General features: G+C 40.3%; 34 protein-coding genes. 10 read left to right on the plus strand and 24 right to left on the minus strand.

Annotated features, from left to right (window positions below):
* Position 1 precedes the first annotated feature (1 nt).
* Positions 2-160 (minus strand): hypothetical protein, encoded by a 159-nt coding sequence (locus tag ACZ5B7_RS20940; RefSeq protein WP_213120507.1) that lies wholly within the window; start codon positions 158-160, stop codon positions 2-4.
* A gap of 112 nt (positions 161-272) precedes the next feature.
* Positions 273-1046, minus strand: coding sequence for an SDR family oxidoreductase (locus ACZ5B7_RS20945; protein ID WP_464490873.1), 774 nt, complete (start codon positions 1044-1046; stop codon positions 273-275).
* A 179-nt stretch (positions 1047-1225) separates the two neighbouring features.
* Between ACZ5B7_RS20945 and ACZ5B7_RS20950 the strand changes: the two genes are divergently transcribed.
* The 5 genes from ACZ5B7_RS20950 (at position 1226) to ACZ5B7_RS20970 (ending at position 3137) form a co-directional block, all read left to right on the plus strand.
* The gene (locus ACZ5B7_RS20950) at positions 1226-1468 is read left to right on the plus strand and encodes a spore germination protein (protein WP_213120505.1); all 243 of its coding nucleotides are present in this window, start codon (positions 1226-1228) and stop codon (positions 1466-1468) included.
* 17 nt (positions 1469-1485) lie between these two features.
* Entirely contained in the window at positions 1486-1728 is a 243-nt protein-coding gene (locus tag ACZ5B7_RS20955; RefSeq protein WP_213120504.1) for a spore germination protein, read from the plus strand.
* 28 nt (positions 1729-1756) lie between these two features.
* On the plus strand, positions 1757-2233 hold the full coding sequence (locus ACZ5B7_RS20960) for an Hsp20/alpha crystallin family protein (protein WP_464490874.1): 477 nt from the start codon (positions 1757-1759) through the stop codon (positions 2231-2233).
* Between the two features lie 70 nt (positions 2234-2303).
* Positions 2304-2768 (plus strand): Hsp20/alpha crystallin family protein, encoded by a 465-nt coding sequence (locus tag ACZ5B7_RS20965; protein ID WP_464490875.1) that lies wholly within the window; start codon positions 2304-2306, stop codon positions 2766-2768.
* 6 nt (positions 2769-2774) lie between these two features.
* Positions 2775-3137 carry a hypothetical protein gene (locus tag ACZ5B7_RS20970; protein WP_464490876.1) on the plus strand — a complete coding sequence of 121 codons (363 nt, stop codon included), beginning with the start codon at positions 2775-2777 and terminating at the stop codon, positions 3135-3137.
* A 99-nt stretch (positions 3138-3236) separates the two neighbouring features.
* On the opposite strand, the gene ACZ5B7_RS20975 is transcribed toward ACZ5B7_RS20970, so the two are convergent.
* Positions 3237-3713 (minus strand): FixH family protein, encoded by a 477-nt coding sequence (locus ACZ5B7_RS20975; RefSeq protein WP_213145143.1) that lies wholly within the window; start codon positions 3711-3713, stop codon positions 3237-3239.
* A gap of 95 nt (positions 3714-3808) precedes the next feature.
* Between ACZ5B7_RS20975 and ACZ5B7_RS20980 the strand changes: the two genes are divergently transcribed.
* Entirely contained in the window at positions 3809-4054 is a 246-nt protein-coding gene (locus ACZ5B7_RS20980) for a DNA alkylation repair protein (RefSeq protein WP_241114009.1), read from the plus strand.
* Between the two features lie 57 nt (positions 4055-4111).
* On the opposite strand, the gene ACZ5B7_RS20985 is transcribed toward ACZ5B7_RS20980, so the two are convergent.
* From ACZ5B7_RS20985 to deoD, 3 genes are all read right to left on the minus strand, one after another.
* A complete protein-coding gene (locus ACZ5B7_RS20985; RefSeq protein ID WP_464490877.1) occupies positions 4112-4933 on the minus strand; it encodes a hypothetical protein in 822 nt (273 codons plus the stop codon).
* Positions 4934-5059: 126 nt separating this feature from the next.
* On the minus strand, positions 5060-6526 hold the full coding sequence (locus tag ACZ5B7_RS20990; RefSeq protein WP_464490878.1) for a lmo1851 family serine protease: 1467 nt from the start codon (positions 6524-6526) through the stop codon (positions 5060-5062).
* A 245-nt stretch (positions 6527-6771) separates the two neighbouring features.
* Positions 6772-7476, minus strand: a complete 705-nt coding sequence (gene deoD / locus ACZ5B7_RS20995; protein ID WP_464490879.1) for a purine-nucleoside phosphorylase — start codon at positions 7474-7476, stop codon at positions 6772-6774.
* Positions 7477-7653: 177 nt separating this feature from the next.
* Between deoD and ACZ5B7_RS21000 the strand changes: the two genes are divergently transcribed.
* Positions 7654-7782 carry a hypothetical protein gene (locus tag ACZ5B7_RS21000; protein ID WP_213120496.1) on the plus strand — a complete coding sequence of 43 codons (129 nt, stop codon included), beginning with the start codon at positions 7654-7656 and terminating at the stop codon, positions 7780-7782.
* A 27-nt stretch (positions 7783-7809) separates the two neighbouring features.
* Here ACZ5B7_RS21000 and ACZ5B7_RS21005 read toward each other — a convergent pair whose 3' ends face one another.
* The 5 genes from ACZ5B7_RS21005 to ACZ5B7_RS21025 form a co-directional block, all read right to left on the minus strand.
* Complete coding sequence (locus ACZ5B7_RS21005) at positions 7810-8133, minus strand: hypothetical protein (protein ID WP_464490880.1); 324 nt, start codon at positions 8131-8133, stop codon at positions 7810-7812.
* 747 nt (positions 8134-8880) lie between these two features.
* Positions 8881-9651, minus strand: coding sequence for a sporulation protein (locus ACZ5B7_RS21010; protein WP_464490881.1), 771 nt, complete (start codon positions 9649-9651; stop codon positions 8881-8883).
* Positions 9638-10459, minus strand: a complete 822-nt coding sequence (locus tag ACZ5B7_RS21015; protein WP_464490882.1) for a serine/threonine protein kinase — start codon at positions 10457-10459, stop codon at positions 9638-9640. Before ACZ5B7_RS21015 ends, ACZ5B7_RS21010 begins: the two co-directional genes overlap by 14 nt.
* Positions 10460-10483: 24 nt before the next feature.
* Positions 10484-10660 (minus strand): hypothetical protein, encoded by a 177-nt coding sequence (locus ACZ5B7_RS21020; protein WP_241114008.1) that lies wholly within the window; start codon positions 10658-10660, stop codon positions 10484-10486.
* Between the two features lie 172 nt (positions 10661-10832).
* Positions 10833-11006 (minus strand): YozD family protein, encoded by a 174-nt coding sequence (locus ACZ5B7_RS21025; RefSeq protein WP_213120491.1) that lies wholly within the window; start codon positions 11004-11006, stop codon positions 10833-10835.
* Positions 11007-11176: 170 nt separating this feature from the next.
* On the opposite strand from ACZ5B7_RS21025, the gene ACZ5B7_RS21030 reads away from it, so the two are divergent.
* The gene (locus tag ACZ5B7_RS21030) at positions 11177-11341 is read left to right on the plus strand and encodes a hypothetical protein (protein WP_464490883.1); all 165 of its coding nucleotides are present in this window, start codon (positions 11177-11179) and stop codon (positions 11339-11341) included.
* A gap of 3 nt (positions 11342-11344) precedes the next feature.
* Here ACZ5B7_RS21030 and ACZ5B7_RS21035 read toward each other — a convergent pair whose 3' ends face one another.
* The 10 genes from ACZ5B7_RS21035 to ACZ5B7_RS21080 form a co-directional block, all read right to left on the minus strand.
* A complete protein-coding gene (locus ACZ5B7_RS21035; protein ID WP_213145134.1) occupies positions 11345-12040 on the minus strand; it encodes a hypothetical protein in 696 nt (231 codons plus the stop codon).
* A gap of 119 nt (positions 12041-12159) precedes the next feature.
* Complete coding sequence (locus ACZ5B7_RS21040) at positions 12160-12390, minus strand: YozE family protein (RefSeq protein ID WP_464490884.1); 231 nt, start codon at positions 12388-12390, stop codon at positions 12160-12162.
* Between the two features lie 74 nt (positions 12391-12464).
* The gene (locus ACZ5B7_RS21045) at positions 12465-12746 is read right to left on the minus strand and encodes a YokU family protein (protein ID WP_213145325.1); all 282 of its coding nucleotides are present in this window, start codon (positions 12744-12746) and stop codon (positions 12465-12467) included.
* Positions 12747-12758: 12 nt separating this feature from the next.
* Positions 12759-14192, minus strand: coding sequence for a lysine 2,3-aminomutase (gene kamA, locus ACZ5B7_RS21050; protein WP_464490885.1), 1434 nt, complete (start codon positions 14190-14192; stop codon positions 12759-12761).
* 164 nt (positions 14193-14356) lie between these two features.
* On the minus strand, positions 14357-15748 hold the full coding sequence (locus ACZ5B7_RS21055; protein WP_464490886.1) for a sigma-54 interaction domain-containing protein: 1392 nt from the start codon (positions 15746-15748) through the stop codon (positions 14357-14359).
* A 63-nt stretch (positions 15749-15811) separates the two neighbouring features.
* A complete protein-coding gene (ablB, locus tag ACZ5B7_RS21060; RefSeq protein ID WP_464490887.1) occupies positions 15812-16672 on the minus strand; it encodes a putative beta-lysine N-acetyltransferase in 861 nt (286 codons plus the stop codon).
* A gap of 96 nt (positions 16673-16768) precedes the next feature.
* Complete coding sequence (locus tag ACZ5B7_RS21065) at positions 16769-18037, minus strand: peptidase (RefSeq protein ID WP_464490888.1); 1269 nt, start codon at positions 18035-18037, stop codon at positions 16769-16771.
* 32 nt (positions 18038-18069) lie between these two features.
* Positions 18070-18735: a 3-oxoacid CoA-transferase subunit B gene (locus ACZ5B7_RS21070; RefSeq protein ID WP_464490889.1), complete on the minus strand. Its 666-nt coding sequence runs from the start codon at positions 18733-18735 to the stop codon at positions 18070-18072.
* Positions 18720-19412 (minus strand): CoA transferase subunit A, encoded by a 693-nt coding sequence (locus tag ACZ5B7_RS21075; RefSeq protein ID WP_464490890.1) that lies wholly within the window; start codon positions 19410-19412, stop codon positions 18720-18722. The genes ACZ5B7_RS21070 and ACZ5B7_RS21075 overlap by 16 nt, the downstream gene beginning before the upstream one ends.
* A 17-nt stretch (positions 19413-19429) precedes the next feature.
* The gene (locus ACZ5B7_RS21080) at positions 19430-20773 is read right to left on the minus strand and encodes an aspartate aminotransferase family protein (RefSeq protein WP_464490891.1); all 1344 of its coding nucleotides are present in this window, start codon (positions 20771-20773) and stop codon (positions 19430-19432) included.
* A 170-nt stretch (positions 20774-20943) separates the two neighbouring features.
* Between ACZ5B7_RS21080 and ACZ5B7_RS21085 the strand changes: the two genes are divergently transcribed.
* Positions 20944-22296 (plus strand): TrkH family potassium uptake protein, encoded by a 1353-nt coding sequence (locus ACZ5B7_RS21085; protein ID WP_464494539.1) that lies wholly within the window; start codon positions 20944-20946, stop codon positions 22294-22296.
* Between the two features lie 39 nt (positions 22297-22335).
* Here the strand turns inward: ACZ5B7_RS21085 and ACZ5B7_RS21090 are convergent, their stop codons facing one another.
* A complete protein-coding gene (locus tag ACZ5B7_RS21090) occupies positions 22336-22497 on the minus strand; it encodes a YjcZ family sporulation protein (protein ID WP_464490892.1) in 162 nt (53 codons plus the stop codon).
* Between the two features lie 119 nt (positions 22498-22616).
* Here ACZ5B7_RS21090 and ACZ5B7_RS21095 point away from each other — a divergent pair, with 119 nt between their 5' ends.
* On the plus strand, positions 22617-23216 hold the full coding sequence (locus tag ACZ5B7_RS21095; RefSeq protein ID WP_464490893.1) for a DUF502 domain-containing protein: 600 nt from the start codon (positions 22617-22619) through the stop codon (positions 23214-23216).
* Between the two features lie 135 nt (positions 23217-23351).
* On the opposite strand, the gene msrB is transcribed toward ACZ5B7_RS21095, so the two are convergent.
* Both msrB and msrA read right to left on the minus strand, forming a co-directional pair.
* Positions 23352-23786 (minus strand): peptide-methionine (R)-S-oxide reductase MsrB, encoded by a 435-nt coding sequence (gene msrB / locus ACZ5B7_RS21100; protein ID WP_423798858.1) that lies wholly within the window; start codon positions 23784-23786, stop codon positions 23352-23354.
* On the minus strand, positions 23783-24319 hold the full coding sequence (msrA, locus tag ACZ5B7_RS21105) for a peptide-methionine (S)-S-oxide reductase MsrA (RefSeq protein WP_464490894.1): 537 nt from the start codon (positions 24317-24319) through the stop codon (positions 23783-23785). The genes msrB and msrA overlap by 4 nt, the downstream gene beginning before the upstream one ends.
* Positions 24320-24413 lie beyond the last annotated feature (94 nt).

Below are 24413 nucleotides of genomic sequence, written 5' to 3' on the forward strand. Positions count from 1 at the left end.
ATTATTCCGTTACGTTTTGTTCCATTGATTCATTTATATCACTAAGACCCATATGGAGCAAAAATTCTTCTAGTTCCTCATTTGTCAGCGTTTCAAAGCGGCCATCATGAAAAAACACTTGGGTTTGATTAGGATTAATTCGATTGAGGTTAAAACTCATACTCTTTGCTCCTTTCATCGATGATTACTTACTATTATTAACAAAAGGAGCTGCTATCATACTTGACTATCAAATAGTTCAAAAAATTATAAATCATTTTTCAGTGTCTATATTAACTTTTAAAAACCTTTCCTAAAACATCACAACCCCCGGTAACAGGAATAATGCTACCCGTAATAAAATCAGAATTTTCCTCTACGATAAAACCGATCACACGAGCGATATCTTCGCCAGTTCCCTGTCTTTCGAATGCTGCTGCACTGATTTTTGCTTCTGTGGCTTCGATAATATTCTTTTCTTTCCATTCATTTGTGATATCCCCTGGACAGACCATATTTGCTGTAATGCCGAATTCTCTTTCCTCTAACGCAATGGTCCGGGTTAAGGAGGCTAGGCCAGTTTTTGCAGATGCAAAGGCAGAACGGTAAATCCAGCCAGGAGCAGTTTCTGCCCTGTCAAAGCCTAATGTAATAATTCTTCCCCATTTTTGTTTTCGCATTAAAGGGATAATCTCTTTTGATAAATAAAAAAAAGAACTTAAATTTCCTTGAAGGATATAATTCCATTCGTCAAAGGTGTATTCCGCAAGCTTTTTTCGCTCATGTACATAAGGCCCTGCATTATGTATAAACACGTCGATGGTCCCATATGCTGATACGGCTTCCTTTACAATGCGGTGACAATCCCCTTCATTGGCGACATCACCTTGAATGGCAAGGTTTTTTGTTCCAAATCGCCTGTCTAATTGCTTTGCTAAAGAATTTGCTTCCGCTTCACTATTACGATAGTTGATTACAAGCTGATACCCTTTATCTGCAAGGTGGAAGGCTGTTGCCTTTCCTATTCCAGATACCCCTCCTGTAATCAAAGCTGTTCGTTTTCCCACAAACAATTACCTCTCTAAATATATTTTCACCTTATACTATATGTTAAAAAGAATCCTCTATTTATGCAAATATTTACTTTGCACTGGACAATATCCTTGGATGGTAATCCCAAGATTTAATAACCTATGGGCATTCATCTGCATACTATACCGTAACAATGTGTAAAGGATGTGACAGCATGCAGACTGTTATCAACATTTTCAGTTTTAAAATCAACAGTGTCTCAAACAATGGGTCTGTCAACATCGGTGACGCACTTCATAATGCTCACACGGCCAATACTAAATCCCAGGGACAAAATGCATCCTATGGAGATTTCGCACCGCCGACTGCTGCTATGGAGAATGTCTTTATTGATCCGGACATCAATGATATGGGAGATATCGCGAATCCATCTAACGTCTTTTCAAATCCCATATAAAGGACTGAAAAATTATCATGCCTTTTCAAATTAATATATTTAACATTAAAACAAATGCCATGAATAATAATGCCAACATTGATTTTGGCCCGATTGTCCAAAACAGCCATACCTCCAACCAAAAATTAATCGGTACCAATATGGCTTTTGGTGATTTATCTCCTTCATCCTCCGGTCATGTCAATGTTTATACCGATATTGATATTACCGATCAGGACCAAATTGCTAACCCTTCAGCCCCGATTTTGAATCAAATATAATTTTTAGCAATCGAAAGGATGTAATGTTATGTTCCCATGGAATATGTTCCCTTTTAACAAAGACGTGAGGGAATCTCTTCAAAAAATGAAACCAGATGAGATTGACAAATACGTTCAGGATATCATTGGCAAGGTTTTACCAGGAAATATGAAAGGAATGATGAACCCGCAGGAAATGTTCAGTGGCTTTGGGCAGCAATCCTCCACTTCTCAGCCTGGAACCGGGGCATTAAACTCCTCAGCCTTTGAGACACACGATTACGTATTTGTAAGGATCCCCATTAAAGATGAAGAATGGATCAAAAAACTTCGCCTGTATCATACGTCAAATCAGCTTATTCTCGAACACATCCCCGAACCCGGAGATAAACACACCATCACCCTCCCAGCCATTGTCAAAAAGAAAGGTGCAGCAGCAAACTATAAAGATGGCACCCTTGAAGTGAAAATCCCGAAAAATATCGATATGCAGTTTTCACAGATTGATGTAACGGAAATTTTGTAATACTACATTTCTTGCATGTTTTTTTATCAAATTAATAAGATGAAATAACTGGCCATTTTCAAGGGGTGATATGATGGAGATTGATAAATTAAAAAAATGGATGGATGCAGCGCATAGCTTCCAATCTGAGGATTTTTGGAACAATATTTTCGATTCCAAGCAAACTTCTGCAGCCTCTTTCAATCCACAAACCATCAGCGATTTTTTTCCAAAATGTGATTTATTCGAGGAGGATAATATGCTGATCCTTGAAGCCGAGGTCCCCGGATTGGAACGGGATCATCTCAATATATCCATCCAGCAGCAGGTGCTTACCATCAAAGGGGAATTTAAATCACTGCAGACTAATCGCAAGTATCATATTAAAGAACGGGCTAATCGGAAGTTTAAGAAGGAATTAATACTTCCGTATCCAACGGTCAGCCAACAAATAAAGACAGATATTAAAAACGGGATTTTAATGATTTTTATGCCCATTAATCTAGAAGAAGTTGAAGACATTCCTATTACCTTTAATTCTACCGAGCCTGAATAAAGTACAATGATGCAAATTTTCTCAGGAAAATTCACCAAGCAGCAAGGGCATAAAAAAATTTCCGAGTTAGAGAAAAGAATTGCTGTTCTTAAGGCGGCCATACAGGAATTTAAACAAGAAACAGAGTCGACAAAACCGAATGTAAAAAATGTCAATTTAAATTGGCATAATCTAAATAAATCTTTGATTGAAAAATTGACAGTGGGAAAGCAGGATAGCACCATTAATTTTGGTCAGTTAGATATTAATGAACTATCAGGACATTTAACAGTAGGAACGTCTTATGAAGGGGATTTTTCTGAAGAAATAAGAGCTAAGATAAAAGAAAAGCTTGAAAAGAAAGGTATAAAAGATGCTAAGGTTAAATGAAAACTTGCCGATTGGCGAGTCCGCTAGGACGAAGACAGAGGCGCAGTTGAATTTATTCTTTCCTATTAGCCTAAAAAAGACAGCCAAAGGCTGTCTTTTTTAATGTCCATTAGTAGAATTGTCGTGACCTTTCATATCCATATTTGAGTGGCTTGCATTTGGGTCTTCGGGTTCACTTGGTGTACCGACAACAAAATCCTTTTTGGGCATGCTGTGCATGTCTCTTGCAGTCACATGGGAAATTACATAGTAGGTACCTTCTGTTGGAAAGGACTTTTCTAATCGGTAAATTCCATTTTCCGCATGTTTAACATTGATTTTTTCATGTTTTTCGTCCTTTGACCGCCAAATCTCAAACGTCACTTCATCTGCGTCCTCAACTGCTTCTTTTCCTTGAGTTACCTTTGCCTCAAATATAACCGGCTTATTTAATTCTGCTTTTTCCGGTTTAATAGTGAGAGCTACCTCTATTATTTGCGGAGGCTCATTGGTTGCGTTATGATTTTCCTGTTTACCGCAAGAGGCTGCTAAAATTAAAAAAAGAATAGACAGCACACACCAAAGATATTTTTTCATTTATTTTCCCCTCCTGTCTCTTCACTTGAATTGTACATACTTACCAATATTATTGCAAAAAATAGATTTTAACAAGTCAATGAAAGGAGAAACCTATGACAACACCATACAGATGTCCAAATTGTAAAACCAATCGAAGCCGTTTTAATATTATTCAACAAGTATCTCATTCCGTAAAAATGGATCCCCAGTCGGGCTCTGTCATTCGAGAATACGCCAGTAATGAGTTAGAACCGTTTCATCTTCCGTACAACGGACCTGATTATCGAGTTCAATGCGGGGCCTGCGGATTAATTGAAGATGAACGAACATTCATCAAACATGGCGAACAGCCAATCTAGTATTTCACAAAAAAACACCTTATGGAGGAAATCTCCTCTCATTAAGGTGTTTTTTGTTTATAGGTTATTTGCTTTAATAAATTGCTTCGAATCAATCTTCCAAGCATCTGCAGGAGAAAATCGCACCAAATGAATAGCCCCTTTATAGATTTGTCGGCCGCGATTTTTTATCACCCAATCAAGTTCAACGGGAACCTCCAAGCTAATTTCTTCTAATAAATCCTCTGGTGGCAATAACTCCATGCGTGAAATTCTAACATTTTCAATATTCTTTAGAATTGGCTTCAAACGGATATTTTGCACCGAAGCCTCTGAAATAATGCTTGCATCCTGTTGTTTAAAGCCAGTTATGTAAGCATTGATTACCTCGTAAGGATTGGCTTCACCTAGATAATTGTCCAATTTTCCGGCTGATTTGAGAATCATCAGCTTATGGGATAAATCCATGGAATTTGTCCGATGCGTTGTACTCCCATAAAAATGAATGCAAAAATGGCCCGGAAAATTATTTTTTAAAGCACCGGCACCGTGGGGCATTCCATGCATGGAAGCAGCAATCCAATTGTCTTTTTGATCCATGACAATTATCGCCCTGCGTTTCCAGCTCCATTTTCCGCCATAAATTTTTTTCATGATTTTCGTATCTTTTACGGTTAATGGTTGGACATCAGCATGATTGCTGCCAGCACGCCGCTGCACCTTAAATCGTTTCCCCGTTTCCAGATCGATGACGGTAAATTTAGAATACCGCGGCAATATTTCATCGACCTGTTTCCAATCAAGCATTTCGATTCTATAACTGATATCGCTATCGGCCTGAACCCTTTGCCCAACGAGGAGGATGCCGATCAATAGCCAAATGACGGATATCTTCTTCATTAAATCCCCCTTTAAATACAAAAAATATACTATTTAAAGAGTTACCTGAAGAAGTCATGTTCATTCATTAAATTTAATAAGCCTGCCCCCGCTGCTTAACTTAAGCAGCGGGGGCAGGCCCTTCGTTTATTGCATTTTTTCTCTTAAGACTTCGACCGCTTTTTGAACTTGGGTATCGTCAGATTTGATTTTTTCCCTTAATAGTTCCATCAGTTTCATGGTAGAGTCACCTTTTAGGATTCCATCAGCCGGCAGGTTATTGGCTGTCTGTAATGCAGTTACAGCCTCTTTTGTCTTTTCATCAAAAAATCCATCTTCACGGCCCGGGTCAAAACCAATGGCTTTTAACATTTTCTGAGCGGTTTGCACTTCAGCTGAAGATGAAGATAATGACAGCTCTTTATCAGGATTAATGATTGACAAGGATGCATAATCCGGTAATGCTACTTCCACATCAGGCTTAATCCCTTTTTTATGAATCCAATTACCATTAGGTGTCAGCCACTTGGCAATCGTAAATTTCAGGTTGGAGCCGTCTGTGAAATTGGAAGCAGTCTGCACAGTTCCTTTCCCGAACGATTTTTCGCCAACCAATGTAACACCAGCTGATTCTTTAACCGCAGAAGCTAGGATCTCAGATGCACTGGCGCTGCCTTTATCAATCAGAACAACTAAAGGAAGATTTGGACTACCGGCATTTTGTGATGCAATTTCTTTTATCTTGCCATTACGGTCCTCTTCCTTAACAATTACTTTTCCTTTCGGAACAAACATACTCGATATACTTACAGCCTGGTCCAAAAGACCGCCTGGGTTCTGTCTAAGGTCTAATACAAGACCTTTCATCCCTTTCTTCTGCAAGTCATTTAATGTGCTTGTCAATTCTTTTGCGGTATTAGTTGAAAAGCTTGTAATTTGCACTTTTGCGATTTTGTCATCAACCATTTCCCCATATACCGTTTCAATTGGGATTTGATCGCGGATAATCGGTACAGAAATCGGGGTATCTTGTCCTGTTCTCTTAATGGACAATTCGACCTTCGATCCCTTCTTACCCCTGATAATGGTTACAGCCTGAGTAGATGTCATGCCCTGAAGGGTTTTTCCATCAACTGAAAGAATAATGTCATTAGGTTGTAAACCGGCTTTTTCCGCCGGGGACCCTTTTATCGGCGAGACAATCATAATATGACCGTCTTTTTCTTGAATCTCAGCGCCAATTCCTTCAAACGATGAAGAAATGCTGTTATTAAAATTCTTGGCCTCATCTTTGCTCATATAATCAGAATAAGGATCGTCCAAGGATTCCACCATTCCGTTAATGGCTCCATTAATCAGTTTTTGATCATTTACCTTTTTGTAATAATCCTTATTTAAGGTGTCAAATGCTTCATACAGTTTTGCAAATTCTTTTCGGTCGTTGTTAACTGTCACTACTTTTTCATCACCAAATGAAAGGGCAACTGTAGTGATTCCTGCTGATAAAAAAACAATCAAAAAAAGCAGCATAATAAAGTGAAATCTTTTTAAACGAATATATCCCGGCTTATTGTGATCCGACATTTGCTCCTGCTCAACTTTTTCCTGATCCATTTTCTCTTCTTCCAAAGCCTTCACCACTTTCATTAACCATCAAAATAAGAAGCGGACTTGCTTTCGTGACTAGCAAAGTCAAGACTCGCTATAATTTTTGAAGCACCTTTAAATCTAAAAAATTTACCCTTAGTGTTTAGAATAACATCTTTTTAATAAATTTAACAAAGAAAAGTTAATGAAAAAATTATTAAATATTAATTAAAAATAGTAACCCCCTTCACTCCGGAAGGGGGTTATGTCCATTATTCCTTAATAGATGCTTCCAATGCGACTTCTATCATATCATTAAAGGTCAGTTGTCTTTCTTCGGCCGTTGTCTCTTCACCGGTTAAAATATGGTCACTGACAGTTAAAATAGAAAGGGCCCGCCGGCCAAACTTGGCAGCAAGAGTATAAAGCGCTGTTGTTTCCATTTCAATAGCAAGGATTTGATATTTCGCCCACTTTTCAAGCTCGGCATTATCGTTATAAAAGGAATCCGCTGTAAAAACGCTGCCTACTTTTAAGTTAAGCCCCTTCTGCACCCCTGCATCATAGGCATTTTTCAACAAATCAAAATTTGCCGCAGGAGCATAGTCAACATGTCCAAACGTCAGCCGATTGATATTAGAATCAGTTGAGCTGGTCATCGCCAAGATGACATCACGGACCTTTACATCCTTTTGGATGGCACCGCATGTACCGACCCGAATTAAGTTTTTTACATTATAACTTTGGATTAATTCATTCACATATATAGAAATGGACGGAACTCCCATTCCTGTTCCTTGAACGGATATTTTTTTCCCTTTATATGTACCGGTAAATCCAAACATATTCCGAACTTCGTTATAGCACACTGCCCCCTCTAGAAACGTCTCAGCAATGTATTTGGCACGAAGCGGATCTCCCGGAAGAAGTACTGTTTCAGCAATTTCATGCTCTTTTGCGCCGATATGTACACTCATCAATGGAACCCTCCTTATTATGTATGTGCAATAACATGTTGCACCATAGTCACTATAACATACAGCTTTTTTTAATAAAAACCAAAATGAGAAAAAACATGATTTTTTATTTTTTGTGGGGAATTATATTTGTAGGCCCAAATTTTTATTTTGAAATTACCTATTGGAGGTTTGAAAATGGGAAAAAAACATCGAAACCGAATTCGCGGGCAGAAAAAAAATAATCACGTACCGCCGGAAGCCATCATTGCTGAACATGAGGCACATGCAAAAGAGGATAGTGCTACCGGAGGCAGAAAGCACTAATGCATTAAAAGAGGCTGACAAAACGGGTCAGCCTTCTCTATCTATAAAAAGAATTATTCTATTTATCGGGAACCAGCCGCCAGGCTGAAGTTGAAAATAATATTGACCGCCGCGCCCCTCATCAATTAAAACAATATCCCACGTGGATAGAAATCTCCCTCTATAATTGGGAGGAATTCTATCCGTAACATTAAATTGGCTAAAGGTTTCCTGAAGACACTGTTCTCTGCTGCCCGCTTGAATGGTTGTCCGGTAAACCTGTTTATGCCCTTTCCTTTCGCGATGTTTTGGAGTTTGAAAGAGCGTCACATCATATTGAATATAGGTCCTTCTTGTCAGCATTTTGATCATAATACCCCTCCAATTATTTGAATAATTTGTCTATTTTAATAATTAAAGACGGGTATTGTCGATTCCTTCAAAGAAACAACACTATTTTTGTCGAAAAGTAGTTTTTTTATAAAAAACAATGATGATTATCTATGCTATTGGGCCTGTTGATTTCCGCTCCGGGCACTCGCTTTCCGCGGGGAGGTCCTGGAGCCTCCTCGGCGCTTAGGCGCCTGCGGGGTCTCCAGTGACCTCTATATCCCGCAGGAGTCGAGTGCCCTCCGCTCCAATCAACAGGGAGGCAAATCAACCTGCGTTTTAGCCACACACTTTTTCGAACCTTGCTAAGTTTGTAGCTTCTATGAGAGACATTTTCTCTTCGATTCCTTTGCATTTGTCCTTCATCGGCACATGAGGGACATTTCTCTCGAATATTCCTTTAATTTTGTCCTTCATTAACTCTGGTTAGAAGATACTTGTTTCATCTTGTAAAGCTGAATTTTTAATTAAATACACCTGTTGATTGGTGCGGAAGGCACGAAGACTCCTGCGGGAGTACGGGGCAGGGGAGACCCCGCAGGAGCGAAGCGACGAGGAGGCTCCCCGTCTCGCCCGCGGAAAGCGAAGTGCCTGGAGCGCCAATCAACAGACTTGTTGAAAGGCCTTTTTTTTACGCGGTGAATCACTATAAAAGGCGGATAAAATAAAAGGCTATCGATGTTTCTCGACAGCCTGACAATGGTACCATTGTTTAACACTTATAAATTATTAAGAATATCTGCCAATCACATTTTGGATTTGCTGTCTTAGAGAAGGGATATCTGAATTGGTAACGGTCATTCTTACATTTGTTTCATCCGTTCCGAGTGCTTCTGAGAATAAACCAGAAAGTCCTCTTGCCTTGCGGTCGACCTGGAACATTAGGTCAAGGCCGCCATTTCCAGCAGGGAAGAACACAACTTCAAGCTCATCTAAGCGTCCACGGAATGATCCGGATACCGGAACAAACTCAAATTCTTGAACAAATGGCAGGCGTCCGCGCAATCTTCTCGGCGCTTCTTCACAATCGGCCTCACGAATTCTGAATCCAAGGCTGTCGACAGCATCAAAAACCGCAGACATTAACGGGTTCGGGACAACCTTGAGATAGTCTTTGTCCCCCGGATCCACTGCTCCTTTAATATCTAATCCAGTGGCAACCCACACTTTAGACCTTCCAATAGATAAGGGAGTATCATATGGCAACTGAAACGTAAACGGGATTTCCCTCTTCTCATTTACATTAATTGTAAACGGTGTAGTAATCCGGAAACGGTCGATGGTGGCAGTGACCGTATACTTACGGTCATCCGATTCTTTTAAGTAGGTAGTATTTAAAGCAAGGTAAATTTCATCAATCTGTTGATCCACTTTACCCCCTTTTATTTCTACAACACCTTTCACTGTTTCTCCCGGCATGTAAGTGTCCTTTTCAAGCTTCGTGTCCACGGTCGCCGCGCCAATTCCAACACTGGCAAACATTTTGTTAAAGAGTGACATTGTTTATTCCTCCTAAATCATTCATAAGATTTTGTATATCTTTTTTTACTTGTACGAAATTGTCATAAGGAGTCTCAAGCATGAGCAATTTTCGTAAAATGTGTTTAGCATGTTCTGTTATATCTAACTCCTCTTCCCAGCTCTTTTCCTTCTTATTTTCGGAAAATGAGAAGTTTGAATATATCAAAAACAGCAGAAAGTGACCCAGACCATAAAAATCAGCCTGGAAATTCAGCTCTTTCCGGGGGTTCGATTCCTTAGATTTTTTACCTCCGCCGTTACCCAAAGATCTGGCCAACCCCAGATCAATTAACTTAATCGCTGACCCGTCAAAAATTACATTGGGAATCCGGATATCCCTATGAACAATATTCCGCTCATGAAGATAGCCGATCATCTCAAGCAGCTTATAGCCAATGAAAAAAGCTTCTCTTTCAGTTAACTTCCATCCCTCTGAGAAAATAAGCTGCTCGTAATTCTTACCCTTGATATATTCCATTGTAAAATACGGTATATGTTTATATGTACCCCCCTCAAAGTAATGTGGGAAACCCGGATGGTGAATGGAGTTCAGCATTTCCTTTTCAAATTCAAAGCCTCTCAGGCCAGTCCTGGTGATTCTTTTATGAAGTCTTAATGCTTTTAAAACTTTGTAATCTTGGGAGGAAAGATCAAGTACTAAATAGCTATGTCCGTAACTCCCCATCCCAAGATGCTCCATCACCTTATAGCGGCAAGAAATTATTTCTTCTTTGGAAAACGGCTTTTCAATGAAACTTGATAAACCTAAAATTAACTTTTTATACATTTCGGCGGACCTTTTTTTTCACAGTTAACTGCTAAAGAAACTAGACAGGAAGCTGCCGCTTTTATGCTTCTTTTTATAGTGATAATGCCCCATCTGGCTGTGCTTATAATGGTTCTTTTTTTTCCAATGGTCACTTGAAGACCCATACTTTTGATGATGAAGCTGGTTCTTAAAAATTGATTTAAGGATTTTTTTGAACATCCATATCCCCCCAATCTTTCGTATTCATATATACGAGAGGGACAAAAAAAGGTTTCGCGATTTTTAAAATTTTTAGGACGTTTTACCCGTATAAAACAAAAAGCGAGCATGGACTGCTCGTCTTTCGTTTTCATCTATATAATAGTCATTTTTTTAGGAAAGCAGTTATAACTTAATCATCCTGTACTTCTTCATCAATAATGCTTTTTTCAATTAAATATTCAAACGTAATGTCTGCGATTTCCTCTAATTCCTCTTCGCTAGGAACGTATCCTCTTTTGACAAGTTCGTGAAAGAAAAATTCAGCAATTTCTTCTGTATCAATAAATACTTCAATTTCTCTCAAGTCATCGCCCCCTTTTTACAGAATGTATGACCGTTAAAGCTTTTTCATGCTAGTTACTTTGGGATGTCTAATTGGTTCGAGGTGAAATTCTATTGAAGATTAAAATTTTTCAGTTCTGAAATTGCTGGACAAGCATAGGATGAATAATAAGATATCGACGAGGTGATTGTATGACGAATTTACTTTGGAAGCTTGAGGCTTGGATGGAAGATGTAAATCGTGAGGATGGCATCACCCTCCAATATTTCGAAAAAATCTTAGATTCCTTGTTTTTTCTTATTAAATGGGCTGGTATTCCATTTATTCTTTATCTATTGTTTGAAATATTAACCTGACAGCTAGACATGGCTTTTGCCATCGTTATTAACAAGACTTTCCAACTTCTTCAGGATAACCCGCATAACTTGATAATATTCTTGATCATGAAATAATTCATAAAGAATTCGGTAGTCATTAAATATGTCTAATAGATTATCAATTAATTCTTTTTTCTCCTTTTTGCGAGAAATTTCTTCAAATTCTGCTTTTCTCACCATGTTCTGTATATTTGGGCTTTTTGTGGTTTTATCTTGTTTGTTCACTAAGTATAAAAGACCAAGCTTTTGAATAAATGTATCAGCACTTTCTGCATCAGCGACAAGTGTCAGTTCTTCTTCCCCGACTTCCAGCCATTCCCCATCACTTACCCTTGACAATTCGTAAATGACATCTTCCCAGGCGTCTTCTTTATAGCGCCAAATTTCTGTCCGAAAGCCAATCACTTTAAAAAGATCCGCACCATAGCCGCTAACTTGGACCAAATCGCCGATAAAAAACTTGTATTCTATATCAATTTGTTCCTGTTCTAAGACCTTGCCATCATATTCTGAGAGCAATTCCAATGCTGATTCATTAAATAAACCATGGCTTTTATTGACTTCATACACATAATCTCCGTCCAGCCATTTTACATCCGTCACTCTGCCTACAGTCCCGTAAATTGTAATCACAACCGTATCACCTATTTTATACTTTGGTTTTTTCCTTTTTGTCATTTCCTCTCCTCCCCTTTAAAGATTAGCCGTGAATTTTGATTACAATAGTATATGCGAACATCTTTTTAAAAGCGCTAGACATTTTTAAAATGAAAAAATCGCCTCATCATGAAGGCGATTTATCGGTCTTTATACTCTGACAAAGTATATATCTGCCAGGCCTCATCAAAGGTTGACATAGAATCCAAATAATGGCCGTTAAGTTCAAGATAGGCCGTTAGTTCATAATAATCCAGTGAATATTTAGGAAAGTCATGATCCAAATAGGCCTGATTGGCAAACCGGCTGATTGCGTCTTTTGGGGCCGGATGCCGGTATTTCATTAAAAAATGGTAAAATGATTTATTCATTGATAAAACGCCTTTCTAAAAAGACTTCTTTTTATCAATAAATATTAATCCAACCACTCTCACGTGTCCAGTACTTATGAAAAATCAAAGTAGTTTCTTTTTAATAAGCGAGGGATGCTCATAAGCTCCTTAAAAGTAATGATCTTCCCCACCTTCTTGCTGTCAATTAAAAATAATTGATCTTCTATTTCTTTAATGGTCGCCTCGCTTTGATATACCATGGAACAATCAGGACAGTCGAAAGCAGGTGTCTCCGTGATTTCAATTGCCCTCGAGCCATCAGGCAATTCCCAATAAACTGTACTGGAAACACTTTTTACGTTTTCACTGCTGCACCATTCACAAACCAAGACCATCAACTCCTTTCCCTACTCTGTTGGCGAGTCTGCCTTTACTTCGGTATTTTGCTCCGTTTCATTTTCCTTTTGGATTAACGCTTGATACTTTTTCTCCTTTAATTCATCCCGCTTGCTTCGCTTATCTTTTAATGTGGAGTGGGCCGGATCTTCGGTGTATCCCTTACGGCGATTTAATCTCGACAAACCTTCCGGAACAAGATTAAAATGCTGGTCATTCATAATTCCAGCGATGCCATTGAGCGATTTTTTCTCATCTATATCTGGATAAACCTCTTTAAAATAGGCATCTGCTCTGCCAGGCAGATAATTTTCCGGCTCCGGATAAGAGGTAATCACTCCTTCAAAATTGCGGAGGACAACTTTCTCCGGGCTTTGGGAAATCAGATAATTCGGCTGCAGAGCAATTTTTCCGCCGCCGCCGGGAGCGTCTACCACAAAGGTAGGTACCGCATACCCAGAAGTATGGCCGCGAAGTCCCTCAATGATTTCAAGCCCCTTGGAAACTGGGGCACGGAAATGGCCGATTCCTTCTGACAAATCACATTGGTAAATATAATAGGGCCGTACCCGAATTTTCACGAGGTCATGCATTAATTTTTTCATAATCGGAACACTGTCGTTGATTCCGGCAAGGATAACGGACTGATTGCCAACAGGAACACCGGCATTTGCTAGCATTTCACAGGCACGTTTCGAATCTTCCGTTATTTCAATTGAAGTATTGAAATGTGTATTTAGCCAAATAGGGTGGTATTTTTTTAAAATGTTGCAAAGGTTTTCCGTAATTCTTTGTGGAAAAACAACAGGTGCTCTTGTCCCGATACGAATAATTTCGACATGGTCGATTTCGCGCAAATTCTTCAAGATATATTCCAAAATATTATCATTGATTAACAGCCCGTCTCCGCCTGAAATAAGAACATCCCTTACCTGAGGGGTCTGCCGTATATAGGAAATGGCTGCATCAAGCTGCTTTTTCGGGACGCCCATACCAATCTGCCCGGAGAACCGCCGTCTTGTACAATAGCGGCAATACATCGAGCACTGATTCGTGACCAGAAATAAAACCCTGTCTGGATAACGGTGTGTTAATCCCGAAACCGGCGAATCCTCGTCTTCATATAAGGGATCTTCAAGATCGTATTTTGTCTTATAAATTTCCTTTCCGACTGGGACAGATTGCATTCTGATTGGACATCGTGGATCATCAGGATTCATTAGGGATGCGTAATAAGGTGTAATGTTTAAGGGGATGGTTTTAGTTGAGATTCTTACACCCTCTTCTTCATCGGGGGTAAGATTGATTACCTTTTTTAAATCGTCAAGGGTACGAATTGTATTGGTTAACTGCCAAAGCCAATCGTTCCACTGATCTTCCGTTACATCTTTCCAAAGCTCTATGTCTTTCCAATGCCGGTCAGGCTTATATAAAAATTGTTTCATTCATTATTCCTCCTACTCCTTGCTTACTTTAATATTATGCAAGTATCGTGCCAAAGCGAAAAACAAAGGTGCCCGTTTGTGTTCTGCCGGTCCGAAGGAGGAATTTAATACTTTTTTCATTTTTAGAAAATGAAAAGGTGCCGAAAAGTCGGCACCCATTAACATTACATCAATTTTTTTAATTTATATTGTAAGGTCTGTCTTGGGATTTCCAAAAGCTCGGCAGCCTGTTTTACATTGCCGCCGGATTGTTCCAACGCCTCGATGATCAGTTTTCTTTCAAGGTCATCAACATGTTGACGCAGTGATATATTTACACATTCCCTGACATTCCTTCTTATAAGGGATGAATGCTGCTTTAACATGATTGGCAAGTCTTCAGTGGTTAATAAACTGCCATTGCAGACATTCATCATATATTCCAATGTATGTTTTAATTCACGGACATTTCCAGGCCATTGATAATCCATGAAGAGGAATTCCAGTTTTTCTTCCATTCCTAGGATATTTTTTTTGAGTTTATGATTATATTCTTGTATGAAGAATTTGCATAAATAAATGATATCTTCCTTTCTTTCCCGAAGCGGCAACAAAGAAAAGGTAAATACATTTAAGCGATAATAAAGGTCAGAGCGCAGTTTTTCTTCTTGAAGTAATTTATTTGGATGAACATTTATCGCAGCGATGACACGGACATCCACGGCACTGGTTTCAGAACTCCCCACCCTTCTGACCATCCCCTCCTCTAAAACCCTAAGAAGCTTCGCCTGCAATTCAATTGGCATCGCGTGAAGTTCATCAAGAAACAGGGTGCCCCCATCAGCAAGCTCAAATAACCCTTTTCTGTCAACGGCTCCCGTATAGCTTCCTTTGGCCGTTCCAAACAGCATACTTTCAAGCAGGGTTTCAGGGATGGCAGCGCAATTTTGCGCAATAAAGGGCCCGTTTGACCGTCTTGATTCATGATGAATTCCTTGGATAAATAATTCTTTACCAGTACCTGATTCACCGTATACAAGGATGGGAGAATCCGATTTTGCCAGTTTCCTGGCTTCCTCCTTCATTCTATTGAAGATTGGGTTTACCGTTTTTAAATCATTTAACGTATAGCGGACCTGTGGAGGGGTCTTTTTCCGTTTGCTTTTGTTCAGTCCTTTTTGCAGGTCTAGCAGCCTTTCCGCAAGCAGTTTCATCCGCGAATAATCTTTTGCAATTTCAACTGCACCGATAATTTCATCATTCAGCAGAATTGGCAAGGTAGTATTCATGGTGTCAATTCTGGCGCCATGTAAATTAACGTATTCTTGGGTCTGGTTATAGATTGGCTTAGCTGTTTTGATGACCTTTAACAAGGTGCTTGAATCTTCTGTTAGGGAAGGGAAAGCCTCTAACAGGTGCTTCCCAAGAACCTCTGTCACCTCCATTCCATCATGCCTTGCCGCTACTTCATTATAAAAAATGGTCTTCCCTTCGATATTAACCACATGGATTCCTTCATCAATACTTTTTAAAATGGCACTTAGAACTTCCTGTGTTAAAGCAGTTAATTGGCCCATTATTTCACCTGCCCCTCCGCCAGTATACCTGGTGCCGAAAAACGGGCACCATCTGCCAAAAAGCTAGCAGCCTGCCAAATTCTTTGCCCACATATTCATATCCTCCAGCTTGTCATAAATATAGACATTATTCATGAGCCTTCCGCGGTAAGAATAGCCGAGCTGATATAGGGCTGCATTCATCCCAAATGACAATGACCTGGCGATTGAATAGCTGCAAAAAATCCCTTTTTTAATTAATTCACCCTCAAGTTCATTCAGGAGAATCTTCATCAGTCCATATTTCCGGTGCTCCGGAAGCGTTGCACAATCTGTTAATTCTGCATTTTTATAAAAATCGTTTATTTCCGCAGAAGCTGCACTGACGATGTCCCCCTGATGTAAAAAGACATAATAGATTGTCCCACCTTGCATTGTCTTTTTTATATATTCCGGGTCATTTAATGGAGTTGGATAAATTTGAAACACCTGCCGGTAAAGAGCAGATAGCTTGGCTGCCTGGTTTTCATCAGCTTTTTTAATCTCGTAATCTTTTGGCGGGGTTAAATTTTGCTGGACATGATCCAATTGATAAATACTGTGAATGATTGCGTCTTCGGTCATCCAATGGTCGTTTTTCTTCCGATCAGAAATATAATATTTTGTATAAAAATATGCATCCGAACCCCGGAAATAATGGTCTACGATCGCTTCAGGCTGAAGACCAAATTCAAAAAGGGAAATCGTATCTTCCATTCGAGCTTTGATGATTAGCTTTTCCACCTGATGCTGTTTGACGAGTTCCTCTGCCCTTACCAGGATTTTCTTTATATTCCCGCGATAGTCGTCGACTCGGATTCGTTTATTAAATGAGTCAATACAGACTTCCATATAGAAGGTGGAATGAATTTCAAAAATTGTCGTTGGTAAATAATTCAACATCATCACCCCTTTTTTCAAAAAATTTCTATTTTTTCCAGAAAAATGTCTGGCTTTTTTCCAAGCCAGACATTTCGCCTGCAGTATTTTGATTTTTCAACACTATTCCTGTACTCCGCACCATTTCAAAATGGTTAGAGCGATAATCTCGCTTGCGGCAAACATTTCATCGAGAATGATATATTCATTGGCATCATGGGCAATTTCCGTAGTCCCCGGGCCGAACACAACAACTGGCGTATTCCCCACGGCTGATAGAATTCCGCCATCGGTTCCCCATGGGCTTGCCTCCACCACTGGTTCCTCCCCATTGACCTCTCGAAAACTCGCAGAAAGCTCCTTCATTAATGGATGACTGCTTTCCATATTACCGGGCAGCCATCTGCCGCCAAACCATTCGATGGTTAAAGGATGATCCTTAAACCAAGAATCCTGCTCATTAAGCTCGTTAAGACAAGCTTCCATTTCAGCCTGAGCAGATTGCATTGTTTCATTCGGGGCAACCCCCATCCTGCCTTCAATCACAGCAGTGTCAGGGACCGATGACGGCCATTCACCGCTTGTGATTTTTCCAATATTAATAGGAATTGGGATTGGGATTTTTTGATAAAGCGGGTCTGAAATTTTGGCATTCCGGTCTTTCTCTAATTGCTGCAATCTTTGAATGACTTTTACCGATTTCTCAATTGCACTAACGCCTTCGTAGCGAGTTCCTCCGTGTGCTGCCTTGCCTTTTACGGTAATTCTAAACCACATAGAGCCCTGCTGCTTCGGGAAAATTTTCATATTCGTCGGTTCTGGGATTATCGCTCCATCGGCACAGTATCCTCTTAGTACAGCCGCAAGCGTTCCCGCTCCGCCGCTTTCCTCTTCTATAACACTCTGAAAAATGACGTCGCCTTTAAGCTTTATTCCAGAGGTAATAATGGACTCAAGCGCCATTAAAAGGGCGGCGGTTCCCCCTTTCATATCGGTGGCCCCCCTGCCGTACAACTTTCCGCATTCGATATGCCCGCTAAAGGGATCCCGTTCCCAGCTTGACTCATTGCCAACCGGAACCACATCAATATGACCATTGAGGATGAGAGATTTTCCTCCACCTGTGCCCTTTAACACAGCAACTAGGTTAGGGTTTCCCTCGAAGTTATGTCGATCACAGCAGTAGGCTGGATGATTTTTTAAGTCTTCACTGCCAATTTCCCAAATATCAAGTGTTAATCCAAGCTGGCGGCATTTTTCAATGAGAATCGCCTGGGCACTGCTTTCGTTCCCTCTTGTGGAGTTTTCCCTGACAAGGATTTGCAAGAGCCTTGCCCCTCTTGCCCGGTTTTCCTTCAACCAGGTGTTGATTTGAGCTTCATGATTTTGCATCTGCACCACTCCCTTTATTAACTATGCTGCATTTAATAGGGGATTTCTTTCAAATTTTCACTAATAGCAAATTCACATTGGGTGTTATTGACTATATCTTCAAGATTACCTTGGGCAAATATTTCTGTTAAAAGCAGTCCTTCGTCTGTCACTTGAAAAACAGCTAATTCCGTAATAATCACATCCACACATTCCCTGGAAGTAAGGGGCAGCGTACACTCCTTGACGATTTTTGAGTGGCCATGTTTATCACAGTGGTTCATCAGGACAATAACTTTCTTTGCCTTTTGGGCAAGCTCCATTGCCCCGCCCATTCCCGGGACCTTCTTGCCAGGTACAATCCAGTTCGCTAAATCTCCCTTCTGGCTTACCTGAAGGGAGCCTAAAATCGTGATATCTATTTTGCCGCTGCGGATCATGCCAAACGAAACCGCACTATCACAATAGGAACCGCCGATGTTTAACGTGACCGGAAATCCCCCTGCATTGCAAAGGTTTTCGTCCTCCTCACCTTTTATCGGACTTTGCCCCATTCCAGTAATGCCATTTTCCGCATGAAAAATAACGTTTACCCCTTTCTTGAGGTGATTAGGAACGAGGGAAGGGATGCCGATACCTAGATTCACTACCATCCCATTTTGAATTTCTTCGGCGGCACGTTTTGCTAGTTTATTACGTATATCTACTCCCATGCCCATTTCCAGTTCACCCCTTTAGTTGGAATGATGTAATCCACGAATACTCCGGGTGTGATAATTTCTTCCGCATCAAGAGTGCCGAGGGGAACAATTTCTTCTACTTCGGCAATCGTGATGGTACCTGCCATGGCGACAAGCGGATTGGTATTGCGGGCACTCTTGTCATAAATTAAATTTCCATATTCATCAGCCTTTTTCGCAAATACGATGGAAACCTCCGCTGTTAATGCTTCCTCAACTAAATATTCTTTACCGTTCAGCAAGACCCTCTGTTTACCTCCCGCTACCAGCTCAATGTCCTTGCCGATATCGGATAAAATTCCAGGTAGTCCCACACCGCCCGCACGAATTCTTTCAGCGAGAATGCCTTGTGGGGAAAACTCCACCTCAAGCTTTCCCTCATGCATGAACTGACCGGCAAATGGATTTGACCCTATATGCGAGGCAATCACTTTTTTCGCCCTTTCCTGGCTGACCAATTTTCCGATTCCAATATGGGGAAAACCAGTGTCATTTCCGATTAGTGTCAAATTGCGAATTCCTTTTTCGAGAATCCCATCGATTAAACCCGGCGGGGTCCCTACACCGCCAAAGCCGCCAAACATTAACGTCATTCCGTCATGAAAAAGCTCCATGGCCTTCTCCAAGGTTGTGATTTTCCCAAATGGGTTTTTCATCCTTTTACACCACCCAGTCATTCCGATAAATTGATTTCCTTTGAAAAGACTGAAAATGCTTCCTTTAATAAGTAAATTAATTCATTCATCTCTACTTCGGTAATAGTTAATGGAGGTGAAATTATAATCGAGTCACCATTTACCCCATCTATTCCCGCACCTGCCGGATATACGATCAGCCCTTTTTCCTTGGCAAGCTCCACTATTCTTGGCGTAACTTGCACATTTCTTGGAAACGGTCTTCTTGATGTTTGGTCCTCTACAAATTCAATTCCGAGTAGAAGGCCTATCCCTCTGACATCCCCTATAAACCAAAATTGGCTCTTTAGTTTTTCAAGTTCCTTTCGTAAAAACTCACCCTTGTTTTCAACTGTTCTCATAATCTGGTTTTTTTCTAAATATTCAAGGACGGCTAAAGCGGCAGCACAGCTTTGTGGATTGGCACTTAATGTATGACCGCTCATGACCACTTTGGAGCCGGCCAGAATCGGCTCGATGATTTTATCGCTGGCAACAGCAGCCGCAATCGGTGCATATCCCGCTCCAAGTCCCTTTCCTAAGGCGACAATATCTGGAATGACACCCCATTGCTCAGATGCCAGCATCGCACCAGTCCGGCCAGCTCCTGTCATTACTTCGTCTGCAATAAACAGAATGTCATGGTCATCACAAATTTTCTTTATCACTTTTAAATAATCCTTTGGCGGGGAAATGGCTCCGCCAGCAGCACCTATGACAGGCTCTGCGATAAAGGCGGCAATTTTATCTGCCCCGATTCTGTTGATGGCAGTTTCTAGCTCACGGGCGCAAAGATATTGACAGGCAGGTGCTTCAAGATGGTATGGACAGCGGTAGCAATAAGGGGGATGGATGACTGGAAACTCCTCTAAAAGTGGAACAAATCTTGCCCTTCTTCCAGGATGGCCGGACATCGAAAGCGCTCCCAAAGTTATCCCATGGTAACTAACCCATCTGGACAAAATCTTATTTTTCGTGGTAATTCCTTTTTCCTGCCAATATTGGATTGCCATTTTCATGGCAGTTTCTGTGGCTTCGGAACCGCTGTTGACGAAAAAGCTCCAATTCAAATCTCCAGGCAATAGCTTAGCAATCTTTTCAGCCAGTTTTTCAGCTGCTTCACTGGTAAACTGCGAGCGGTACACGAACGAGACCTTTTGGGCCTGCTCTTCCATCGCCTTAATAATCTCTTTTTCTCCATGACCGATATTGGCTGTGACAGCCCCAGAAGCGGCATCTAAGTACTTCTTTCCGTTCTTGTCATATAAATAGACGCCTTTTCCATAATCGATAACGGTATATGACACATCAAGCATGGGCTTAATTAAATACGACTGTTCCACCCTATAAACCACTTCCCTCTGCATAACGCAAAATTAAGAAGCTAATAGATTCATTTCCTTATTGAAATTGTATGATTCACAATATTGTTTCTTTCCGGCCTTTTACAATTTGCAAAGCTTATTATAGAATAACAGGGAGATTATATAAGGAATGAATTTAAATGGACTCAATGAAGAAGCTTCAATTGAAGACGAGGGAATTTTCGACATTTCAATTAATTTTTATCTTTTATTTATCTGCACTAATTATTTCGACACTTCTATTGAAATTACCTTTCGTGCACCTTCCAAAAGTAAGAATTAGCTTTATTGATGCGATGTTTACAGCTGCAAGCGCCATCAGCGTTACCGGTTTAAGCGTCATTTCCTTGAAGGATACGTTTAATAATTTTGGGATTTTTCTACTTTGCGCCATTCTTCAAGTAGGAGGGCTTGGCGTTATGTCTTTAAGTACGTTTCTTTGGGTGATGCTGGGGAAAAAAGTGGGATTAAAGGAAAGACAATTGCTCATGATTGACCACAATCAATCAAACCTTTCAGGATTGGTCCATTTGGCCAAGAGAATATTTATTTTTATCATTACAATTGAATTTATCGGAGGAATTATATTAGGTATTCATTTACTAAAATATTATGACCGGGCCTTACCCGCGTTCAAACATGGTTTTTTTATCTCTATCAGTGCAACAACGAATGCTGGATTCGATCTTACGGGGGCATCCCTAATTCCTTATGACCATGACTACTTTGTTCAATTTATGGTTATGCTCTTAATTATCATTGGAGCAATCGGGTTTCCTGTGATTGTAGAGGTACTTGATTTCTTCTTAAATTTAAAGAGCAAAAAAAAATTTCACTTTACCCTGTTTACAAAATTAACAACCTTGACCTTTGTAATCCTTACTCTACTTGGCGGAATCATTATTTTCCTCCTGGACATTCATCATTTTTTTGCGGATAAAAATTGGCACCAATCCTTTTTTTATTCCTTTTTCCACTCTGTTACAACCAAGAGTGCAGGCCTTGCGACTACAGATTTAAGTGAATTCACGCAAAGCAATCAGCTATTTATGTCGCTGTTAATGTTTATTGGCGGTTCACCGAGCAGTGCAAGCGGAGGAATTAGGACAACTACTTTTGCCATTATTATTTTAACGATATTTTTCTATGCCCAAGGCAAAGGGACTATTAAAATATTTAAAAGGGAATTACACCACGACGATGTAATAAAGTCTTTTATAGTCATGACAACAGGAGCATTCCTGTGTTTGATGTCAATCATCATCTTATCCATTACTGAAAACAGCAGCGTGATTCCTGTGATCGTTGAGGTCACTTCTGCGTTCGGAACGAACGGATTGTCGCTGGGGTTAACACCGAATTTATCAACGTTCGGTAAAATACTGATTATTATCTTAATGTTTATCGGAAGAGTTGGAATTGTTACCTGCCTTCTGATGTTAAGAGGCAAGGGAAGGAAAGAAACATTCCATTATCCTAAGGAAAAGGTTATTATCGGATAAAAAAACGGCTGACCCCGGTTTAGGAGTCAGCCGCACTTTTTAGTAGGCCCAGCTTGCGCCAATAATAATCAAGAGAATAAACAACACGACAATTAGCGCAAAGCCGCCATATCCAAATCCGAATCCTCCGCCATAGCCACCATAGCCGAATCCTCCGCCATAGCCGCCACAGCAGCCGTCCATACCATATCCATGATACATTCGCATTCACTCCTCCAAAAATTATATCTTTTCAAGATTACTTTATGTAGTGGGTGCTTGACCTGTATGTGCATTCGCCTATATTATGAAAGACGATATTAGTTTGGCAGGTGAAATGAATGAAAGCAATTTTAAAAAGCTTTATTAACGGGATTTTGACGATTGTACCGATTATACTGGTCATTTATGTAATATACAAAACGTTTTTATTTTTGGATGGGCTGCTTGGTGACCGGTTACGACCGTACTTAAAGGAAGATTATATACCAGGCATCGGCTTGTTGACGACTATTATCCTGATTACCCTGTTGGGCTGGCTATCGACAAAGTACATTTCAGGAAAAATTATCCGGCTAATTGATCGGCTGCTGGAAAAAATCCCTGTAGTAAAAACGATTTATTCAGTCATAAAGGACACTATACAATCCTTTTTAGGGGATAAGAAATCTTTTTCAAAGGTGGCTTTGGTTGTCATTCCCGGAACCGAGATGAAAAGTATGGGGTTCATTACATCCGAGCAGGTAGAGGATTTTTACAGTCCATTAAAGGACCATGTGGCGGTATATATTCCACAGACCTTTCAGGTGGCGGGCTTTACCTTTCTCATTCCAAAGGAGCAGATTGAAATTATTGATGTGAAACCGGAGGATGCCATGAAATTTATCCTATCCGGCGGGATGACGTCCAGTTCAAAGCAGAAGGAAAAAAGTCCAATGTAAATGAAAACTCGCTGATTGGCGAGTCCGATAGGACGAAGACAGAGGCGTAGTTGAATTTATGCGTTAGGAAATTATAAATTTGTAAAAATTTATAATTTCCTATTAGCTAAAAAAGCCGCTCACTTGCGGCTTTTTTTAATCGAAAAGTTTGTTAAATTGGCCGTAGCCTTCTTCTTCGAGTTTTTCTTTCGGTATAAATCGCAATGCGGCAGAGTTGATGCAGTATCTCAGGCCGGTTGGTTCAGGTCCATCGTTAAAAACGTGGCCTAGGTGGGAATCGGCAGAATTGCTCCGAACCTCGGTTCGAATCATAAAATGGCTGTGATCCGCTTTTTCTGTGATTTCCTCTTCTTCAATTGGCTTTGTAAAACTCGGCCAGCCGCAGCCGGCATCGAATTTATCGCGCGAACTAAAGAGTGGTTTTCCTGAGACAATATCTACATAGATGCCCTCTCTTGTTTCATTCCAATATTCATTTCTAAATGGCGGTTCAGTGCCGTTATTTTGCGTAACTTCAAATTGCATAGGCGTAAGCCTCTTCTTTAATTCTTCTTTGTTATGATTCGTCATTCTTTATCTCCCCAGTGCTTTTGAATAAACCCAGATCTTCCTGATCCAATATGATACCTTTGATAATGAGCTGGATTTTTCTTGTAGTAATGCTGATGGTACTCCTCGGCCGGATAGAAAGGCAAAGCCTGCAAAATTGGTGTCACAATCGGCCTGTTAAAACGGCCACTTCCCTCGAGTGCCCGCTTTGATTCTTCTGCAAGTCTTTTTTGTGTTTCATTGTGGTAAAATATAGCGGTTTGATAGGATTGACCGCGGTCATAAAACTGGCCGCCGGTGTCCGTTGGGTCTATTTGCTGCCAAAATAATTCAAGCAATTTTTCATATGGAAAAATTTCTGGGTCAAAAGTAATTTGTACCGCTTCATAATGACCAGTTGTATCAGAGCAAACCTGCTGATAGGTTGGATTTTCTACCGTCCCGCCAGTATAACCCGAAATAACACTCTTAATGCCCGGAAGCTCATCAAACGGTTTCACCATACACCAAAAACAACCACCGGCAAATGTCGCCAATTGTTCTTGACTGTCCATTCGCTTCAACCCCGTTCTTCTTAGATTCTTTGCTAGTTATGAGTATACAAAATGTTGCTTTAAAAAGGAAATTTGCTGATTAAAAAATGGACCA

This window comes from Neobacillus sp. S1115 (genome assembly GCF_055385565.1).

Bases quoted from the DNA above. Each gene is read 5' to 3' on its own strand.
- ACZ5B7_RS21035 (WP_213145134.1), bottom strand. From the start codon at position 12,040: ATGACAAAAAGGAAAAAACCAAAGTATAAAATAGGTGATACGGTTGTG.
- ablB (WP_464490887.1), bottom strand. From the start codon at position 16,672: ATGATGTTGAATTATTTACCAACGACAATTTTTGAAATTCATTCCACC.
- msrB (WP_423798858.1), bottom strand. From the start codon at position 23,786: ATGACGAATCATAACAAAGAAGAATTAAAGAAGAGGCTTACGCCTATG.
- ACZ5B7_RS20990 (WP_464490878.1), bottom strand. From the start codon at position 6,526: ATGGATCAGGAAAAAGTTGAGCAGGAGCAAATGTCGGATCACAATAAG.
- ACZ5B7_RS21020 (WP_241114008.1), bottom strand. From the start codon at position 10,660: ATGTTCAAAAAAATCCTTAAATCAATTTTTAAGAACCAGCTTCATCAT.
- ACZ5B7_RS20975 (WP_213145143.1), bottom strand. From the start codon at position 3,713: ATGAAAAAATATCTTTGGTGTGTGCTGTCTATTCTTTTTTTAATTTTA.
- ACZ5B7_RS21000 (WP_213120496.1), top strand. From the start codon at position 7,654: ATGGGAAAAAAACATCGAAACCGAATTCGCGGGCAGAAAAAAAATAAT.
- ACZ5B7_RS21055 (WP_464490886.1), bottom strand. From the start codon at position 15,748: ATGGGCCAATTAACTGCTTTAACACAGGAAGTTCTAAGTGCCATTTTA.
- ACZ5B7_RS20950 (WP_213120505.1), top strand. From the start codon at position 1,226: ATGCAGACTGTTATCAACATTTTCAGTTTTAAAATCAACAGTGTCTCA.
- ACZ5B7_RS21095 (WP_464490893.1), top strand. From the start codon at position 22,617: ATGAAAGCAATTTTAAAAAGCTTTATTAACGGGATTTTGACGATTGTA.
- ACZ5B7_RS21085 (WP_464494539.1), top strand. From the start codon at position 20,944: ATGAAGAAGCTTCAATTGAAGACGAGGGAATTTTCGACATTTCAATTA.
- ACZ5B7_RS21030 (WP_464490883.1), top strand. From the start codon at position 11,177: ATGACGAATTTACTTTGGAAGCTTGAGGCTTGGATGGAAGATGTAAAT.
- ACZ5B7_RS21005 (WP_464490880.1), bottom strand. From the start codon at position 8,133: ATGATCAAAATGCTGACAAGAAGGACCTATATTCAATATGATGTGACG.
- kamA (WP_464490885.1), bottom strand. From the start codon at position 14,192: ATGAAACAATTTTTATATAAGCCTGACCGGCATTGGAAAGACATAGAG.
- ACZ5B7_RS21040 (WP_464490884.1), bottom strand. From the start codon at position 12,390: ATGAATAAATCATTTTACCATTTTTTAATGAAATACCGGCATCCGGCC.
- ACZ5B7_RS21015 (WP_464490882.1), bottom strand. From the start codon at position 10,459: ATGTATAAAAAGTTAATTTTAGGTTTATCAAGTTTCATTGAAAAGCCG.
- ACZ5B7_RS21010 (WP_464490881.1), bottom strand. From the start codon at position 9,651: ATGTCACTCTTTAACAAAATGTTTGCCAGTGTTGGAATTGGCGCGGCG.
- ACZ5B7_RS20940 (WP_213120507.1), bottom strand. From the start codon at position 160: ATGAGTTTTAACCTCAATCGAATTAATCCTAATCAAACCCAAGTGTTT.
- ACZ5B7_RS21090 (WP_464490892.1), bottom strand. From the start codon at position 22,497: ATGTATCATGGATATGGTATGGACGGCTGCTGTGGCGGCTATGGCGGA.
- ACZ5B7_RS21070 (WP_464490889.1), bottom strand. From the start codon at position 18,735: ATGGGCATGGGAGTAGATATACGTAATAAACTAGCAAAACGTGCCGCC.
- ACZ5B7_RS21045 (WP_213145325.1), bottom strand. From the start codon at position 12,746: ATGGTCTTGGTTTGTGAATGGTGCAGCAGTGAAAACGTAAAAAGTGTT.
- deoD (WP_464490879.1), bottom strand. From the start codon at position 7,476: ATGAGTGTACATATCGGCGCAAAAGAGCATGAAATTGCTGAAACAGTA.
- ACZ5B7_RS21065 (WP_464490888.1), bottom strand. From the start codon at position 18,037: ATGCAAAATCATGAAGCTCAAATCAACACCTGGTTGAAGGAAAACCGG.
- ACZ5B7_RS21075 (WP_464490890.1), bottom strand. From the start codon at position 19,412: ATGAAAAACCCATTTGGGAAAATCACAACCTTGGAGAAGGCCATGGAG.
- ACZ5B7_RS20965 (WP_464490875.1), top strand. From the start codon at position 2,304: ATGATGGAGATTGATAAATTAAAAAAATGGATGGATGCAGCGCATAGC.
- ACZ5B7_RS20960 (WP_464490874.1), top strand. From the start codon at position 1,757: ATGTTCCCATGGAATATGTTCCCTTTTAACAAAGACGTGAGGGAATCT.
- ACZ5B7_RS20970 (WP_464490876.1), top strand. From the start codon at position 2,775: ATGATGCAAATTTTCTCAGGAAAATTCACCAAGCAGCAAGGGCATAAA.
- ACZ5B7_RS20980 (WP_241114009.1), top strand. From the start codon at position 3,809: ATGACAACACCATACAGATGTCCAAATTGTAAAACCAATCGAAGCCGT.
- ACZ5B7_RS20985 (WP_464490877.1), bottom strand. From the start codon at position 4,933: ATGAAGAAGATATCCGTCATTTGGCTATTGATCGGCATCCTCCTCGTT.
- ACZ5B7_RS20955 (WP_213120504.1), top strand. From the start codon at position 1,486: ATGCCTTTTCAAATTAATATATTTAACATTAAAACAAATGCCATGAAT.
- msrA (WP_464490894.1), bottom strand. From the start codon at position 24,319: ATGGACAGTCAAGAACAATTGGCGACATTTGCCGGTGGTTGTTTTTGG.